Genomic DNA, 18,321 nt, shown 5'->3' on the forward strand with positions numbered 1-18,321 from the left:
AACTGATCTCCTTTTAGAACCTTATCGGTTGTTTAATTACTTTCACATTTCCTGACAAAATATCCATTTCTATCGTTCTACTCGAATATCCACCAATTTCTGTACTTACAGGTTTAATATTTAATATTTTTAACATCTTTAAAACCTCTTCAGCATTTCTCTTTCCAATCTGAAAAGAATCCTTCTCTCGGATTGAGTTCGCCCCTCCAAATAAACTCACTTCTAACTCAGAAATTGAACACTTGTACTCAGTACAAATTTTATTTATTAGGAATGGAACACCTGTTAAAGCATAATAACCCGGCTTTTCGCTCGCATTCTGCAAATCCATTGTTCTTGGAAGGACAATATGCCCCATCCCCCTACTTTCCTTCGACTAGAATACACGGTAATTCCAATACAAGATCCTAATGCGTAAGTTTTGAGAATATCATCCTTGTTACTTGAAATAACAACATCGCCCAAACCGATCACTTTTTCCATTTTTAACACCTACTGATTTAAACTTTGTAAAATTAGCCCTGGAATATTTGCTAAAGAACCTTGTGTACTAACCGCACCAATATTAAAGGCAACTTTCGGCATTCCGTAGACAACAGAGGACGTTTCATTTTGACCGATTGTAAATGCGCCTTTTCGTTTCATAGCAAGAAGCCCCTTTGCACCGTCATATCCCATTCCCGTTAAAATAACTCCGATTGCTTGGTGACCAACTTCTTTAGCTACTGACTCAAATAGTACATCCACAGACGGACAATGCCCACTTACCTTCTCTCCGACAAAACATCTTACTTTATAAACATCTCCTACCTTAACAATTTTCATATGCTGATCACCAGGTGCAATAAGTACCGTCCCTGGTTCAACTATATCTCCAGTGGCAGCCTCTTTCACTTGGAAAGCAGTTTGTTGATTTAGACGATTTGCAAACATGCTTGAGAAAGTCGGAGGAATATGTTGAACAACGACAATTCCTGGAACATTATTGGGTAAACTTTTCAGGATACTAAATAATGCCTCTGTTCCTCCAGTTGAGGATCCCATGGCTATAATTTTATCTCTATTTGTTGGTACCGCTCGTTTCCTACTTGCTGAAGGAAATGTATAGTTTGTCCCGATTACTTTCGCTTTTGAAGCAATTTTAATTTTGGCTATAAGTTCATTTAAAAAGCTTTCGATGCCTTTCAGGCGTTGGACATCAGGTTTCGTTACAAATTCGACTGCACCAGCATTTATAGACTCTAGTACTGCCTCACTTATAGAGCTCACCACAACAACTGGTATAGGATACTGTGGGAGTAATTTTCTTATAAACTCAATTCCATTCATCTTAGGCATTTCAATATCACATATTATTACATCAGGGTGGAATTCTAGAATTTTATCTCTTGCTTCATATGGATCTTTTGCCGTAGCTACTACATCAATATTGGGGTTTGAGGAGATGCCCCTTGATATAATCTCTCGAAAAACTAGGCTATCATCAACCACTAACACCCTTATTATTTTTGTTACCAAAATAATCAACTCTTTTTTCAAAGTCTTCTGGGAAATTTAGTCAGGATTCTCTCCTGTACACAGCAGGCATAACATATTTAAACTTAGTGGAATCGCGATTTAATGATTCAGAATGACCAATAAATAAATAGCCACCGGGCTCTAAATATTCATAGAATCTGTTTACTAAATCATTTTTTGCATGAGTATCAAAATAAATCATAACGTTTCGACAAAAAATCACATGAAATTTCTTTTTAAAAGGGAAAGTTGAATCCACTAGATTAAACTTCCTGAAAATAATTTCATTTTGAATTTTATGAATTAATTGTTGCGTCTCTCCATTAAGCTTCTTAAAATAATTCAATTTCCACATTGTTGGGATTGCCGCAATTTGTTCATTTGAATATGTACCTGTTTTCGCTATTTGGAGGACTCTCTCGGAAATATCTGTTGCCAGTATTTTTGTGTCCCACCAAACCTTTTCCTCACCAAAAAAATCATTTATAATCATTGAAAGAGTATATGGTTCCTCACCTGTTGAACAACCTGCACTCCAAACTCGTAAATCTTTATCTGTAATCGTCGCTTTTAAATAAGGAAGGACTTGATCCCGAAAAAAATGAAAGTGATCAACTTCTCTCATAAAAAATGTGTGATTCGTCGTGATTTTGTTCATGAGGATTGTACTGGCTTTTTTCGTTTTATCATTAACTAAATATTCGAAGTACTCTGTGAAACTTTTGAAGTTTTGATCAGCCAACACATGTTGAAGGCGACCAGCTACAAGGGTCTTCTTTTCATTTTTTAAATAAATTCCATAATGTTTTTGGATATACTCAGCAAGTTGTTTAAACTCTTGATCAGATATTACAGCCACAATGACACCTCTATACTAAGGAGAGAGTATCCACGGATACTCTCTGAACTATTTATTATATTAATATTTCCCGAAATCTTTATCACTTAAATCAATTGAATGCCTTGTGGCAGCTACTTGTTGTCTTGCATCATATAAGGAGGATGCACTTCCTTCCTTATCACTCATTTGCTCTATCATTCTTAAAACTTCAGGACTTAATTCTTCCTTTCTTGAATAGGAATTTGTTCCACCTCTCTTTAATTTAAACCGCCTTACCATTTCACTTAGAAGTTCTGCTTGGCTTGATAATTCCTCACTTGCAGCTGCACTTTCTTCTGATGTAGCGGAGTTTGTTTGTACCACTTCTGAAACTTGGGCAATTCCCTGGTTAACTTGTGTAATACCAGATGCCTGTTCATTTGAAGCAACAGCAATAGAATTTACTAGTGTTGCAGCTTTTGTTACTCCTTCAACGATTTTAGTTAATGCTTCAGCTGTTTCATTTGCAATTTTGGTTCCGTCTTCAACCTTTTTAATTGAACCCTCTATCATGACAGTAGTTTCTTTGGCTGCATTTGCACTTCTTGCCGCTAAATTACGAACCTCTTCTGCTACCACAGCGAATCCTTTTCCATGCTGTCCAGCACGTGCAGCTTCAACCGCCGCATTTAGTGCAAGAATATTGGTTTGGAAAGCAATTTCATCAATTACTTTAATAATTTTAGAAATATTGCTAGAGGATTCATTAATTTCCTCCATCGCCCTTAACATTTCACTCATTCTATCATTTCCCTGTATTGCATCCTTTTTAGCGATTTCTGCTAAATCATTTGCCTGAGCAGCATTTTTCGCATTATGATTCGTTTGTGAGGAAATTTCTTCAATAGAAGCTGTTAGTTGCTCGATAGAACTAGCTTGCTCAGTTGCACCTTGGGAAAGTGCCATACTTGAGTAAGATACCTGCTTCGAACCAGATGCTACCTGCTCTGAAGCGGCATTCATATTAGACATTACATCATTAAAATTATCTAACATTTTTTTGAAGGCGTTTCCTAAAATACCTACTTCATCCCTAGAATTAATGTCTATCTCTACATCAAGGTCTCCATCTGCAATTTTATTAGCTGCATCCACAAGGACTTTAATTGGTTTACTAATAATATTTGATACTAATAGACCTAATACAAGGGCAAGAATAATTCCGATAACAATTATAATAATCATCAATGTGGTTTTTTCAGAAAAGTTTTTTGTTTGGTTAGCAAGCATTTTTGTTGTACTATTTTTGTTGTAGTCTATTAAGGCTTGAACATCTTCATCTAATTTTGACCTTGTATCAGAAACAAAGCCTAACCTCTCTAGAGCTTCATCATATTTAAGATTTTTCACCATATCAAGGTTAGCATTCCTAGCTTCGCGATATTTAGCCAAACTCTCTTTTGCATTATTATAAAGCATTCGGTTTTCATCTTCACCAACACGAATCGTTGCTTCATATTCTTTTATAATCTCATTATTTTTTTCTACTAATTTTCCAATTGTATCGATTCTGGTTTGAAAACTTTCTGGATTCTTTTCATAAATGGCTAATAAATGATTTGAACGAACTTCCTGTAAATTAGTTTGAAGTTCTGAGAGTCTTAGTGAAGGTACTGTATTATTGTTATACATATCTTCACTACTATTCTTAATGGAATTCATAGAATTTATCCCAATTAAACCTACCACACCTGTAATAATTGCAAGTACTACAAAACATGATATTAACTTAACTTTAATTTTCAAATTACGAAACCACGACATTTTACTACCTCCATTATCCCTGTAAGTTTCCTAGATTTTCCGTTTCTTCATCATTAAGTAACTTGTGGCAATCCAAAATGAGTTTTACGTCGTCTCCAACTTTGCCAATCCCTTTTATGTACTTGTTTCCACCATTCCCAACTACAGGTGGTTGAACAATTTCGTTATCTGGTATTGATAATACATCTGATACACTGTCTACAATCATTCCAATTGAAATCCCTCTAATATCAATAACAATGACACATGTACGGTCATTATAATGACTTGTAGGTTTTTTAAACCTTAATCTCACATCCATAACTGGAATGATTTTTCCTCTAAGATTAATAATTCCTTTTATGTATTCTGGTACTTCCAGGTATTTCCGTAATTTCTTGTATTCCAATTATTTCAGTTACATATTTAATTTCTATTCCATAATGTTCATTACCTAAAATGAAAGTTAAATACTTCCCTTTTTGAGTATCCTCTTCTTGAATGATTGATTGTTCAAAGCTTTCTTTCATGTACTTTTCCTCCTTCCAAATAACAAAAGTGAATGTCTTCGTACACTAAGCTTAGTTACTGCTTAATATAAATGGTCCACATCCAATATTAAGCTAATGCTTCCATCACCTAATAACGTGCACCCAGCTAGTCCTTTAATTTTCTTTAAATTCTTTATATAATCAGGTAATGCTTTAACGACTACTTGTTGTTCTCCAAGAAGTTCATCAACAAAAAGGCAAATTGCTTTTTGATCATGCTCTAACATGATTAAAATACCTTCATGAAAGTTAATAATTTCTGTTTTTACGTTAAAAAACTTATGTAATCTCAATACTGGATAGCAACCTCCCCGAATCATAATCATTTCATTTCCATCGGGGTCAATAAATACATCATCCTTTTTAGGCCGAAAGGATTCTTTAATAGACGTAAGTGGTATGGTATATCGAGACTGTCCTACTTTAATATTCATTCCTTCTATTATAGCCAAGGTTAAAGGTATTTTTATTGTGATTGTGGTACCTTTCTTCTCTATACTATCAACATAAATAGAACCTCCCACGGCTTCAATATTTTTGTTGACAACATCCATTCCTACGCCTCTACCAGAATACTCTGTGACAACATCCTTAGTGGAAAATCCAGGTAAAAAGATAAGATTAAATATTTCTCTGTCTGTCATTTCATCAGGAGATTTTGTTAGTAATCCGTTCTGCATTGCTTTTAAAATAATCTTATCTTTATTTAAACCTCTTCCATCATCCTTGATGGTAACTACTACTTCGCTGCCTGCGTTTTTTGCTTCAAGTGAGATTACACCTTCTCTAGTCTTACCACTTGAAACTCTTTCCTCGGTCGGTTCTAGACCATGATCCAATGCATTTCGAACGATATGCATTAGGGGATCACTTAAATTATCGATAATGTTCTTATCAACTTCTGTTTCTTCTCCTGAAATTTCTAAATGTACTTCTTTCATAAGGCTCTTACTCATGTCTCTAACAATTCGATTCATTTTAAAGAAAGTTGGACCAAGTGGGACCATTCGTATTGACATGACAATATCTTGGATTTCACTCGTTATTTTTCGTAATTGTCTAGCAGCCTTTTGGAAATTTTCTAGATGCATGTCTTTTAAATCTGGATTTTTGGTTACCATATCTTCAGAAATGACCAGTTCTCCTACCAAATCCATCAGCAAGTCCAACTTTTGAACATTAACACTAATCATTTTATTTTGAGGATTTGTTGGGAAATCTAATACTCTTTTATCATCTTCTGGAAAATTTAATTTATTTTCTAAGAATATGTTATTTTCACTCTGTTGTTGATCGATGTTATCGATCTGGATTAAATCATAGAAATCTATAGCTGGTAATTGACTAAAAAATTCATGCATTTCAGCTATTGACTTATTATTTTTAAAATATAAAATAAACCCATCTCTTTTTATTACTTCTGCACTCTCATTATTATCTGTAATATCCTCAGGAATATGGTAGATTTCATTTGAGAAGTCCTGAAGATTATGTTTTATCATATATGCTCTAATATTCTCCATTTCGATTCCAGCTTGAAAATGGATAATAGATTTAAAAGCATTCGAGTTGTTGTTCTGACTATGTAAATTTTCGGGACTTATATAGTACTGTTGCTTAGATTCCTTTAATTCCTTTTTTTCAAAGGATGAGTCTATCCCATTTATTTGTTTAAGAATGTTTAAATGTTCAGTTATTTTTTGAATCAATTGTGCTTCATCACCATCTGCCTGATCACCATTTTTTATTTTCTCAAGCTCAAGTTTGATAAAGTCAATCCCTTCAAGTACTAAATCACTAAGTATTGACGTATCTACTTTTGTTGGTTTTTTTTCTCTTAAAAAGTAGAATAGATCTTCAAGTGTATGAGCGATTGTTGATACATTAATAAATAACATCATCGCAGCTGAGCTTTTTATAGTGTGCATGATACGAAATATTTCATTTACGTTTTCGGTAGAAAATTCACCTGTTGTTTCTGCATTAATAACAGATTGTTCTAATTCCTCAACCTGTTGTGATGTTTCAAATAAAAATGCTTCTAACATGGGATCATTATATTGTTCATTCATCGTTGTCGCCTCCCCTCTATTTCATTCTTTAACAAAACCATCTATTAACATATCAATCATCCAAATAGTTCTATCTTTTAATGAAAAACTTTGTTTTTCCATTCTCCACCTTAAACAAGTTGCTCTAAAGCCACCTACTATTAAGTCAGTTAAATAACCACTGTGAATATGTCCTCTTAACTCACCTATTTCAATAGCTTTTTCAATTGTTATTTGTATGAAGTTCGTTCTCTTAATGATAATAGATCTTACCTTATTTTCTAGCAGTGGATCACGCATAAGACTGTCGTAAGCATGCACAATTGTAGTAATTTCTGGATAGTTTGTGTAATACTCTGCATATGAAAGAATGTAGTTGCGTAATGTCTCAATCGGGGCTAATTCCCTATTAATGCATGTTTGAATAATATCATCGTCATATTGACTGTAGTGCTCTAAAACAGCGAGCAAAATCTCTGTTTTATTTTTATAGTGTCTAAATAATGTACCTTCAGAAACCCCCTCACGTTTGGCTATTTCTTTGGTTGACAAATTTTGGATACCAACATCATGTAACGCCTCTATAGTAGAAGTGATAATACCATCTTTTCTATGTAACAAGATCATCATATATTACCCTTTCTCTCCTAAGCGGAGTAAACACTCACTTACATTCCAGCAATTAATGATGATGATAAATTTATTGCTGTTTTTTGTCAATATATGCCTTGTAATAGTTTACAACCCCATTGACGTAGTGTTTAGTAGTGAAATACTAGAAAATTCAACAATCTTTTGTATGTAGAAACCTTGATACAATGGGATTTTGCGCCAAATTATCCCACCTATTTTCCTATAAAAGTTAATGATTTTACTTTTTGAATTATAAAAATCTAGTAATAAAGTCACAATAATTTCATAATTACAACAGAAAATAGTCATTTAATTTTGGTTTGTTTTTATACAAATAATAATACGCTTTCAATTTTTTCCTTACAGTTGTCCATAAGTTGATAATCTTATAATTTCCTAAACAACAAAAAAAGTGCGTTAATCACTGCTAGATTAACGCACTTTCATTTAAGTAAACATACACTATCATACTATATTGTTGTTAATTTAGACCTTGTAAGCTATCCGAATGTAGACTATTGGAATTAATTTCTTCTTGTACTGTTTAACTGCATCTACTTGGTCATTGTAGAGGATTCAGTAAGACGAATTTCCTTCTTTCCTCTTTTTGTTTCAACGATTGGGTTCCCGCCCTTCCCAGGATTTAAATAGCTTTGCTCTGAACCAGGCCAGATGTAATATTTTTCGATAAAATTGCTTGGTTGAAAAAATGAATAAATTGAGCTTTATTCTTCTGGAAAAGCGAAGATAAACATTTTAATAAGGATTTTGTGAGTATAAATAATTATAAACTAGTATTAAAATCTCAAGGATAATCAACCCAATTACTGATGAGACAAGCAACTTTTGGTTTTTCTTTACGATTCCATAGATTATTCCTACAACTGCAATAATATTAAGAACAATAACCAGAACCATTTTTATCCCTCCATTATATAAGGGTCTGTTAAATAACGAAGATGAGTAACTGGTTGAAAATGAATTTCCAATACAGAAAACCACCTTTCCTGTTCTTGTTATTTCCTCTATCTTTATTTTAACATACGCCTGTTTTTTACAATAACTTGTCCTCCAGTTCTACAACGGAATTACTCTTTTTTACACTTTATGATCCTAAGATGCAAAGGCAAGATAAAACTATATACAAAGAAGAATATTGGTATACTAAACAGATGGTTCCAATGGGTAAGTTTCATGTATCCCACCCTTTCCACTGCCCATTCAATAAAAAAAGAAATAATTGTAAATACGATGACTAATTTCCATTTATTGTTTGAATTCAAATAGTTTAAATAAATTACTGACAGGGATGAAGGAACAAAGTTGTAAGTTATAAATTCACCTAATCCTACAATTTTAGGATGACCAAAATCTACTAAATCTAAGTATTTGGCAAATATGCTATCTGTAACCCAGGTCATAAACCCAATTACACCTATTGTAATATAAAGCTCTCTCCAACCGATCTCCTTCTTAGGCATAAGAAGAGCATACAATAATATTATTAATCCTAAGGATACTGGCAACCAAAGTCCTTTTGCATTTAAATCTAAATTCTTCATAATCGAATCCATTTGTAGACCCCTAACATCATTTTTATTATATCTTTTACAATTTAAGGAAAAATATTAATGAAGATGCTATAACAAGGTCACCTGGGTGCTTAGTTTCAATAACCAACAAAAAACTCAGAGATTTTTTTATATCTCTGAGTTTTTTTCTGTACTAATATTTTGTTAATTCGGTAAAGATTCGAGAACGATGTTTTTAAGCTCCCTAAAAAACCTTAACTAATCTTCCTTTTTCCTTTAATTCAACATCTGCCGGAACGGCCTTGTTGATTCCAAATGCGTAAAAGCTAACTGCAACGAGGCCTAGAAAAACGATACCTGCAATTAGTGACACACGCGTATCATCATTAAACCACATTCCGACTAATACCATCACTAAAAAGGCAATTGTTAAGTAATTTGTGTAAGGAGCAAACGGCATTTTAAATGGATGTTTGTCCATTTCTGCACCTTTTGCTTTTCTAAAATTAATTTGACTGATTAGAATAACAAACCAAGGCACCATACCGGGAAGTACACTTGCACTGTATACATATACGAAGATATTTTCGGGTGCAATATAACTTAAAACAACGCCAACTGCTAAACCGACTAGTACTCCAATCGTACCTAATAGTGGTACACCATTATTTGATACCTTTGTAAAGATCTTTGGAGCTTGTCCGTTGATTCCCAATGTATAAAGCATCCGTCCTGCACTATAAATACCACTATTACATCCAGACATGGCAGCAGTGATGACAACGAAGTTAATAAGTCCCGCAGCAACTGTAATTCCGATTTTTGCAAAGGTTGCTACAAACGGACTACCAATTGCACTTAACTCATCCCAAGGATAAACGGTTATAATGACAAAGATTGCCCCAATATAGAAAATCAAAATACGCCAAATAATACTGTTTATTGCATTTGTTAGCGTCTTTTGAGGATCTCTTGCTTCACCAGCCGTAATCCCTATTAATTCAACACCTTGATACGCACCGATAACTAATGATAGAGCGAAAAAGAAACCTGTCCAGCCTCCAGTAAAGAAGCCTCCGTGCTCCCATAAATTTGATAATCCGATTGCCTCTCCACCGTTACCAATTCCGAAGAATATAAGACCAAACCCAGCGGCTACCATCAAGACAATAGTAACGATTTTTATCATAGCAAACCAAAACTCAAATTCACCAAACGATTTTACGGAAATTAAGTTTGCCGCACCAAGAATAATCATTGCAATAATACCAGGAATCCAACCAGGTAAATCTGGGAACCAATAATTCATGTATGTCCCAACTGCAATTATTTCAGCCATACCAACGGTTACCCACTGAAACCAGTTACTCCAAGCCGTCATATAACCTGCTAATGGATGGATATACTTGTGTCCAAAAGTCGCAAATGAACCTGTACTTGGCTCTAAATACAACATTTCTCCCATGGCACGCATAATGAAAAATATAAAAATCCCAGTAATGGCATAAGCCAGCAATACAGATGGACCTGTCCATTTAATTGTACTGGCGGAGCCCATAAATAAACCAACACCGATTGTACCGCCCAAAGCAATCATCTGAATATGGCGCGATTCCAATCCTCTTTTTAATTCTTTATTTGCCACGCTGTTTCCCTCTTTCATAAATAGTTGAAAATTCAGGCAAGCTAACCATGTAATTACTTTGTTCATCAAGGCTTAAGTAGGCAATGATTCATAATATTAAATGGTAAAAATAGGAAAATATTACATTACCTTCTCTTAGTTACAACACCTGAATTGATTATCTTAGTATAATATGTTTTTTCAAAAAACACAATTGTATTCATTAGAAAAACACTGATTTATTTTTATTTTAGAGAAAATTACCAACAATATCATTATTTTAAAATAATTTGTATTTTTTGAATATACAAAAAGAGGGTAAAGTTGGAATGATAGTTTCCCACTTTACCCTCAGGTACTCATTAGCCTACAATTCAACATTTATGTAGATGTTCCTTTCTAAAATCCCTGAGTTTCTAACCACTCGAATAGCCTTTTCTCACGTGATGATTTTGTCTGTTCGTCTCCAACACATTTTCCCAATCTCAATTCATCATGGATATTTCCATCCATTAGAAATATCACCCGGTCTGCCCTCGCTGCCACTTTCGCATCATGGGACACAATAATGACGGTTGTCCCTTCAGCATTTACATCGTTGATGATATTCATTACTTCTTTAGTGGTACTACTATTTAACGCCCAGGTAGGTTCATCCCCAAATAAAATATTTGGCTGATTAATCAACGCCCTGCAAATAGATGCACGTTGCAGCTGCCCACCTGAAACCTTTTTAACATCATGTTTTGCGACACTGGAAATCCCTGTCTTTCTCATTAAGGTATCGGCATTTTGATTGACCTGCTCTCTAGATAAAATATTTGCCTTAAACCCAGGGAGTACAATATTATCTCGGATTGATAGATTTTTTAATAGATAGGCGTGTTGAAAAATGAATCCCATTTGTTTAAGCCGTATTTCACTGATCTTTTCATCATCTAGCTTAGAAATATCTTTACCACAAAACAACACATTGCCGGACGTAGGTCTGTCCATTCCACTTATCCCATAAAGCAAGGTGGATTTTCCAGAACCAGATTGTCCCATAATGGCCAGAAATTCGCCCTCATCCACATTAAGATTAATATTATTTAATACCTGTGTTTCCTCAAAGCTTTTAGATAAATTTTTTACCGCTAATATCGTTTTCACATTGCATCACCTCCTTCGTTTCTATTCGTTAATAATAGAAATAATGTTGTATTTTTTTATCGTTCTTACAACCATCCATGTTACGAACAGAATCAGCACTATCAAAACACAAGGAGCTACAATATATTCAATTACAGGATTAGCAATAAGCTTAACCTCCTTGAGCCCAATTCCCGCAATACTTAAACCAAGGTTGATTATCTTTTCTCCTAAGACATCCGTTAAGATTAGTCCAGTCACGATGCCGGTTATGGAAGTACATCCTATTTTAATCATGTACTGCAGCTTAACATCATGTTCAGAAAATCCGACCGCTTTAAAAATTGCTATTTCCGATAAATCCTTTGCCAACCGCAGTTTCAAAAATAAAACAGTGATCAGCATGGCCAAACAGGCGCCAATGATGACAATAGCAATCACAATCGTTCTAAGTTGTTTTACGACTCCGCCCAATGTCTGGTTTATAAATTCCTCCATTGGGTCGACGCTTACTCCGGACCCAAGCTTTTCAGACCACTTGTCTGCCTTTATTCCCACATCTGCATTACTTTTTAAATTAACTGAAAATGTATATTTCTCTGAATCAAGTCCCGAAAAATTATAGTTTGATTTTGCCGTATAGCCACCGCTTGTTACATCTTGATAGATTCCTGAAATAACAAATTTCTGCTCTTTGCCATTAAAGAAAAGTACGATTGTGTCATCGGCATCTTTACCAATTTTTTCAGCGTTAAGGTAGGAAATTGCTATTTCATTTTCCGACTGGGGAGCCTTCCCACTAAGATACTGCAGCTTATTACCCGCATTGTTTCCACAATCTACATGCAGATTCATTTGTTCAGCATCAGCATCAGTAGTCTGGACACTTACCCTTCGATATTCATAATAATTTTCAATAGCAGCATCGTTTTGCAATAGCTGTTTTACATTGGCATAGCTCGTTTCAAGTTTCCCACCATTTTCAACTTCAATCAGGATATCCTCTTGCGAACTACCCATATAGGTAATAAATTCAGGCGCCTCGAACGTATTCATCAAGTTAACAGGAACCATAATCATCAGTACAGCAATTAACACCACTGCAAATACAATGATCCAATTTTTAAACTTATAGAAAACCTCTCGTATTCCCATCAACAGGTTAACAGAAAGCTTCTTTGAATTATGTAGTCCATCCTTAATTCCGCCTTTATCCTTATCAAAGCCCTTACCATTAACTAAAGCTTCAACAACCGTAACCTTTTTTATTTTCTTTAATATTTTCTTACAGTAATAGTTAATCAAAAGAAAAACAAGAACCCCAACTATAAGTGATAGAATAACGGCTAAAGTAGATATGCTCATATTTCCAAAAGTAGCACTGATATGCTTTGTAAACACACCGCTAATCAACAGGGCTGCAATATATCCTATGATGACGCCCGCGATAGCTAATACCCTGTACTTATTAAGATAAAGATCCCTTATTTCGGCAAAAGGAAGTCCAATCGCTTTCATTGTACCGATCTCTCCGATATCTTCTTCCAACGCAGCCATGATGGTAAACTTGACACAGATAAAAGAAACAATGATTAACAGGATACTAACCAGAAGCAGCACAAATACTGTGACGATATCCGTTAAAGCACTCAGTATAAATATGATCGTATAGGTTACAGCTTGACCATTCTGTGGAAGTCCTGCATTTTCATAGGCAGTCTGAAAATCCGACGCTTCTTTTGAATTGGTAAAATACGCTTCTATGAGATATTCATTCTCGCCAACCTGACCCTTAAGCTCCTTAAAATCCTCATCGCTTATCAGTATTCTAGTAGAAGATGTCATCGTTGAATTCATCATCGAATCCAAAACGAATTTTTTAATGACAAATTCTTTCGTGACATCATTACTTTTCAAAATAACATGGTCACCAATTTCCATCCCATACATTTCCTTTAAAAGTACGGGAATCCCTATTTCGCCTTTATGAATGGTTACTTTATGATGATTTGAGTTTAAAAGTAAATCCTTTGTTTTATTTTGCTTTACAAGACCAATGTCAAGACGGAGGTCAGAAAGATTGTACGTATCCTCATTACCAACAACTGTAAGACTTTCACCGTAAACATCAATCATTGTCGAGGTCTGCCAAGAAGTTAGTCCGTCGTAATCTGACATAAACTCATCTATTTTCTTCTGATTGAGTTCTCCTTTGTGCATCTGAACGAAGTGAGGCGGCTGTGCCGTCTTATATAATTCAGATATTGAAGTAAAGGTTTGTACTGCCATAACTACAGCCAAGACCGCAAGACAAGCTGAAAACATCATAAACAACAGTAATGCTAGATTAATTACTTTATTTCTTCTAAAATCATTTTTAAGAATTAACCAATCCATTTATACTCCCTTCCATCTCTTTAATGCTTTTTTTGGAGCCAAATAAAAACGCAAACGCAACCATGACAATTCCGGCGATCATAAGCATGAACCCGATACCACGTCCTTCCCCAACACCGATTAACCGCCCTACGCTTCCCGCCAAAATGCCATCCTTCATCAGCATCGGTCCGAACACATAATCAGCCAACAAGCCGCAGACTGCATACGCCACCACATAACCAACCTGTGTAAGGACACTGATCATCCCCCAAGCCCTTCCCTGTACGTCTTTTGGTATCCTGATCCGAATCAGTACATCTGCACAGGTATTAACAAATGGCAGTGCTGTAAAAAACAAAATACAGTAGACCACAATCAACGTGCTATTAGTTGTTGTTCCAGTCATTGCCATAAAAACACCAGCCACCATTAAAGAAATCATCAGAATCCTAGAAAAATGATTCTTAATATGCAAAAAACCAATAATCAAACTTCCAATTAACATACCGACAGCACTTATTGATTCCATGATGCCAAGTGTCTTAGCATCAGCAAATGCCAAAATCATAGGTGTCATCAACGTTTGTATAAAAGCAACAAAGAAACACATAAATGCCATCAGTATGACTAGACTTCTTACTCCTTTATCAGAGATAATGCTCTGTATACCTTCCTTAAACTCCTTAAAAAAGTTAAAGTCGTCCTTTAGAGGCTTGACGGCTTGAATTTTCTTTCGTACGGCAGCTACCGCTAAGACTGTAACAAAAAAAGTCGCCATATCAATGATTAAAATTCCTCTGATATCTGTAATAGTAAGAATCAGCCCAGCTATAAAAGGGGATATCAAATACTTAGAAGCCCCTGCCATCTGAACCAGACCGCTTGCTTTCGCATACTCTTCCTCTGATAGGAGATCGGTAACAGTGGCCTTATATGCAGGTTCAAGTAAGGCTAAAAACACAGAACTAATCGTGATACCAATGCATACTGACAAAACCCCACCATGACCTGTCTGTATACTGATCAGTATAAAAAGAAGACCTAACGCCGAAAAAAAATCACCACATATCATCATCAGCCTTCTGTCATAACGGTCAGCAAGAATACCTCCAATCGGGTTCAGAAGAATCGTCGGAAGAAATGCGAGAAGTGCTGCAACAGATACCCAGGTTGCACTTCCAGGTCAGCTGATAAACATAAATCGAAACAGCAAACGCGGTCATTCCACTGCCAATACTTGAGATCAGTTCTCCGGTCCAAATCGCCATAAATTTTTTCATCATAACACCCCCCTTCGTTTACATTTTTGTTGTAATCTATCCATCTTATATTTAGCCCCAGTCTTGTATCGGATAAAAGAATTTTCAAGGGCATTTAAATGTAAACCTTTTCATTAATTCACATTCTCTTAATTCATGCATTTTATAGAAAGACAATCGCCTCGTGTATGACTATAGATAGGGACAACCTCGATAAATTCCACCTTTTTACAACCCTTCTTTTATTATAACTCTAGTATTAAATATTTACATTTTTATACCATTTTGAAAACCATTTAACGGATGTAATTTTAGCTTAATTCATTGTCATCCTATCAAAGGAAATAAAATCCATAGTATGCTATGGTAATAATGATCGCTATATTTCGAGGGGTGAAAAAAATGTCAAATGGATACCATGCTATTTTTGAAACGGGCCTTTAGGAATGGCTGTAATGGAGAATCTAATTCAACAAAACAAAAAAGTGCTCATGGTCAATACTAGAGGAAGAGCTGATGTCCCGAGCTCTGTGAAGGTAATAAAAGGGGATGTCACGAAGCAGGAAAATGTGCTTGATATTTGCAATTCTTATAATATATCAATCATTTACCACTGTTTAGGTCTGCCCTACCAATCTTGGGCCAATCTTTTTCCAATCATGATGGATAATATTATTGAAGCAGCTGCACTAAATAATATTAAAATTGTTTATGCAGATAACCTTTATGCTTACGGTCCTCATAATGAACCGCTTAAGGAGACTTTTTCCTATAAGCCAGTTGGTAGGAAAACACAAGTAAGGGCTGATGTCGCGATGAAATTAATGAATGCCCACGATTCTGGAAAAGTAAAAGCAACGATAGGCAGAGGTGCAGATTTTTATGGTCCTCGTGTGAAAAACTCCGCATTAGGGCAACAGGTTTTTAACAATTTAATTGCTGGGAAGCCAGCAGACTTACTAGGTAATCCTGATACACTGCATTCCTATATTTTTATTGATGATTTTGCTAAGGGACTGATTGTGTTGGCGGATCACGAGGAAGCATTAGGGGAAATTTGGCATATTCCAACTCCTAACCCTACATCCACTAGGAAAATAGTCAAAAAAATAGCTAATGAACTTGGGATAATACCCAAGTATAGAATCGCAGGGAAATTTATTGTCAACATTGCTGGGATATTTAATTCTGATATGAGAGAATTTAAAGAGTTAATGTATCAGCACATACATCCTTTCATTGTAGACTCAAACAAATTCCAACAAAGATTTTTATTTGCCACAACTCCTCACGATGAAGCCATTCGACAAACAATAAGTTGGTATCAAAACAACCCAAAAACTCTTACTACATAATCCTTGTTCCAGGCCTTATGACACCTCGTTTTAATCTTGAAGGAGGTTTGATTAATGAATAAGTTCGATTATCTTATTATTGGTGCAGGTATGGGCGGTTTAAGCACGGGAAACTTTCTTGCTAAATATAACAAAAAAGTGCTCATTCTTGAAAAGAACCATATCCCTGGAGGACTAGTAATCTCTTTCAAACGAAAGGGGGTCCAGTTCGACCTCGGCATCGAAGGTCTGAATGAATTAAAGGAAGGAGAAACGATTCCACAATTCTTGAAGTTTTGGGGAGCATCTGTCAAAGCGGAAAAAAATATAGGCGATATTTGTTGTTTTATTGATGGCAAAAAGTTTACTTTTCGAAATGAACGGTTGAGAGAGGATTTTATTGACGCTTTCCCGGATAACAAAGACGATGTAAACCGCATTTTTGATATTAATGAAAAAATATTTTCAGAAATGTATTCAGGGACGGAAGCACCTAAACCGCCCTATGAAATGAATCTACTCGACTTTATAAAATTTATTGTGAATAACTTTCGGAAAAAGCCCACTTTTATGAAATATGGATTAAAAAATGCCGATGTTGTATTAGAAAAGTTAACGCAAAACCCTATGTTGCGATCAGCGGTGTTCTCAAAAGGGATTACGCCAATGGTGTATATGGCTTATGCTTACCGGTGGAGTGTTATTGGGAAAGATTATTTTCCGACAGATGGAATGCAGGCAATTCCGAATGCTTCAGTCCAGAGTTTTGTACATAATGGTGGAGTTATTAAATTAAATAAAGAAGTAACAGAAATTCTTATTGAAAACGCTCAAGCAATTGGTGTAAAGACAGAAGATGGAAGCTGCTTTTATGCAAATAACATTATTAGCAATGCTTCACCGCACTTCACCTATGATTTACTTCCCGATAGTCTCCCACAAAAAAGCAAGATGAAACAAAAGATCGAGGAAAAGGAAATATTCCCGAGTATCTGTGCTTTGTTTCTGTCCGTAAAAAACACCTATGATTTTGGAAATACGAGCTGTTTTTCTTTCTTAAGTAGTACGAATTACAAAGATGATTACCACACCTATACGCCTGAGAATTGCCCAATTGAGATGATTGTTTATCCACAAAAAACTAATGATAAAAACCGAGCTGTCGTTGCACTTCTCCCAATTCCCTATCAGTACCATAACAATTGGGAAACTGGTCCACAAAGAGAACGCAGTGAAGCCTACTACAAACTGAAAAGTCAAGTGACAGATACGATAGTAACAAGGATTGATTCCATGATGGGCAATGGTTTTATAGATAGCTTAGCGTTAGCTGATTTATCCACCCCTATTACATTTGAGCGATACACGTATAGTAAAAACGGTTCGTTTATGGGGTGGTCCATTGATGCCAAGAATTATGGAAAATTCATGAAACAGAAAACAGCAATACCAAATCTCCATTTAGTCGGACAATGGGTTTTCCCAGGATTTGGTGTAGCAGGTGTTATGGCTAGTGGATATTATCTAGCAAAAGACCTACTGAAACAGGACGGCATAGATTTAGAAAAAGACTTTAAAAATTTTGCACTAGGTAAAGAACAGTTATTCCAGTAATCAGCTTGTTAGGCATGAGTTCCGGTATTACATTAGGCTCATGCTTTTTAATTTTGCCTTTAGGCACTCCTG

General features: G+C 35.3%; 16 protein-coding genes. 2 read left to right on the forward strand and 14 right to left on the reverse strand.

Annotated features, from left to right (window positions below):
- Positions 1-13 precede the first annotated feature (13 nt).
- From RGF10_RS17005 to RGF10_RS17065, 14 genes are all read right to left on the reverse strand, one after another.
- Positions 14-358 (reverse strand): chemotaxis protein CheD, encoded by a 345-nt coding sequence (locus RGF10_RS17005; protein ID WP_318503981.1) that lies wholly within the window; start codon positions 356-358, stop codon positions 14-16.
- Between the two features lie 134 nt (positions 359-492).
- Complete coding sequence (locus RGF10_RS17010) at positions 493-1,518, reverse strand: protein-glutamate methylesterase/protein-glutamine glutaminase (protein ID WP_318503983.1); 1,026 nt, start codon at positions 1,516-1,518, stop codon at positions 493-495.
- A 40-nt stretch (positions 1,519-1,558) separates the two neighbouring features.
- Positions 1,559-2,377 carry a CheR family methyltransferase gene (locus RGF10_RS17015; protein WP_318503984.1) on the reverse strand — a complete coding sequence of 273 codons (819 nt, stop codon included), beginning with the start codon at positions 2,375-2,377 and terminating at the stop codon, positions 1,559-1,561.
- Positions 2,378-2,437: 60 nt separating this feature from the next.
- Positions 2,438-4,162 carry a methyl-accepting chemotaxis protein gene (locus RGF10_RS17020; RefSeq protein WP_318503986.1) on the reverse strand — a complete coding sequence of 575 codons (1,725 nt, stop codon included), beginning with the start codon at positions 4,160-4,162 and terminating at the stop codon, positions 2,438-2,440.
- 13 nt (positions 4,163-4,175) lie between these two features.
- Positions 4,176-4,550: a chemotaxis protein CheW gene (locus RGF10_RS17025; protein ID WP_318503988.1), complete on the reverse strand. Its 375-nt coding sequence runs from the start codon at positions 4,548-4,550 to the stop codon at positions 4,176-4,178.
- Complete coding sequence (locus RGF10_RS17030; RefSeq protein WP_318503990.1) at positions 4,489-4,671, reverse strand: chemotaxis protein CheW; 183 nt, start codon at positions 4,669-4,671, stop codon at positions 4,489-4,491. The genes RGF10_RS17025 and RGF10_RS17030 overlap by 62 nt, the downstream gene beginning before the upstream one ends.
- Before the next feature lie 62 nt (positions 4,672-4,733).
- Complete coding sequence (locus tag RGF10_RS17035; protein WP_318503992.1) at positions 4,734-6,764, reverse strand: chemotaxis protein CheA; 2,031 nt, start codon at positions 6,762-6,764, stop codon at positions 4,734-4,736.
- A gap of 21 nt (positions 6,765-6,785) precedes the next feature.
- Positions 6,786-7,373, reverse strand: a complete 588-nt coding sequence (locus RGF10_RS17040; protein WP_318503993.1) for a TetR/AcrR family transcriptional regulator — start codon at positions 7,371-7,373, stop codon at positions 6,786-6,788.
- A gap of 557 nt (positions 7,374-7,930) precedes the next feature.
- Complete coding sequence (locus tag RGF10_RS23950) at positions 7,931-8,095, reverse strand: YfmQ family protein (RefSeq protein WP_412176745.1); 165 nt, start codon at positions 8,093-8,095, stop codon at positions 7,931-7,933.
- A gap of 369 nt (positions 8,096-8,464) precedes the next feature.
- On the reverse strand, positions 8,465-8,950 hold the full coding sequence (locus tag RGF10_RS17045; protein ID WP_318503995.1) for a hypothetical protein: 486 nt from the start codon (positions 8,948-8,950) through the stop codon (positions 8,465-8,467).
- Between the two features lie 202 nt (positions 8,951-9,152).
- Positions 9,153-10,553: an amino acid permease gene (locus RGF10_RS17050; protein WP_318503997.1), complete on the reverse strand. Its 1,401-nt coding sequence runs from the start codon at positions 10,551-10,553 to the stop codon at positions 9,153-9,155.
- 378 nt (positions 10,554-10,931) lie between these two features.
- A complete protein-coding gene (locus RGF10_RS17055; RefSeq protein WP_318503999.1) occupies positions 10,932-11,684 on the reverse strand; it encodes an ABC transporter ATP-binding protein in 753 nt (250 codons plus the stop codon).
- A 21-nt stretch (positions 11,685-11,705) separates the two neighbouring features.
- Positions 11,706-14,060, reverse strand: coding sequence for an FtsX-like permease family protein (locus RGF10_RS17060; protein WP_318504001.1), 2,355 nt, complete (start codon positions 14,058-14,060; stop codon positions 11,706-11,708).
- Positions 14,041-15,171 carry an MFS transporter gene (locus RGF10_RS17065; RefSeq protein WP_318509550.1) on the reverse strand — a complete coding sequence of 377 codons (1,131 nt, stop codon included), beginning with the start codon at positions 15,169-15,171 and terminating at the stop codon, positions 14,041-14,043. The genes RGF10_RS17060 and RGF10_RS17065 overlap by 20 nt, the downstream gene beginning before the upstream one ends.
- A gap of 576 nt (positions 15,172-15,747) precedes the next feature.
- On the opposite strand from RGF10_RS17065, the gene RGF10_RS17070 reads away from it, so the two are divergent.
- Positions 15,748-16,656: an NAD-dependent epimerase/dehydratase family protein gene (locus RGF10_RS17070; RefSeq protein ID WP_318504003.1), complete on the forward strand. Its 909-nt coding sequence runs from the start codon at positions 15,748-15,750 to the stop codon at positions 16,654-16,656.
- 54 nt (positions 16,657-16,710) lie between these two features.
- Entirely contained in the window at positions 16,711-18,249 is a 1,539-nt protein-coding gene (locus RGF10_RS17075; protein WP_318504004.1) for a phytoene desaturase family protein, read from the forward strand.
- The last annotated feature ends 72 nt before the right edge of the window (positions 18,250-18,321 follow it).

It is taken from the genome of Bacillus sp. T3 (assembly GCF_033449965.1).
Classification (GTDB): domain Bacteria; phylum Bacillota; class Bacilli; order Bacillales; family Cytobacillaceae; genus Bacillus_BU.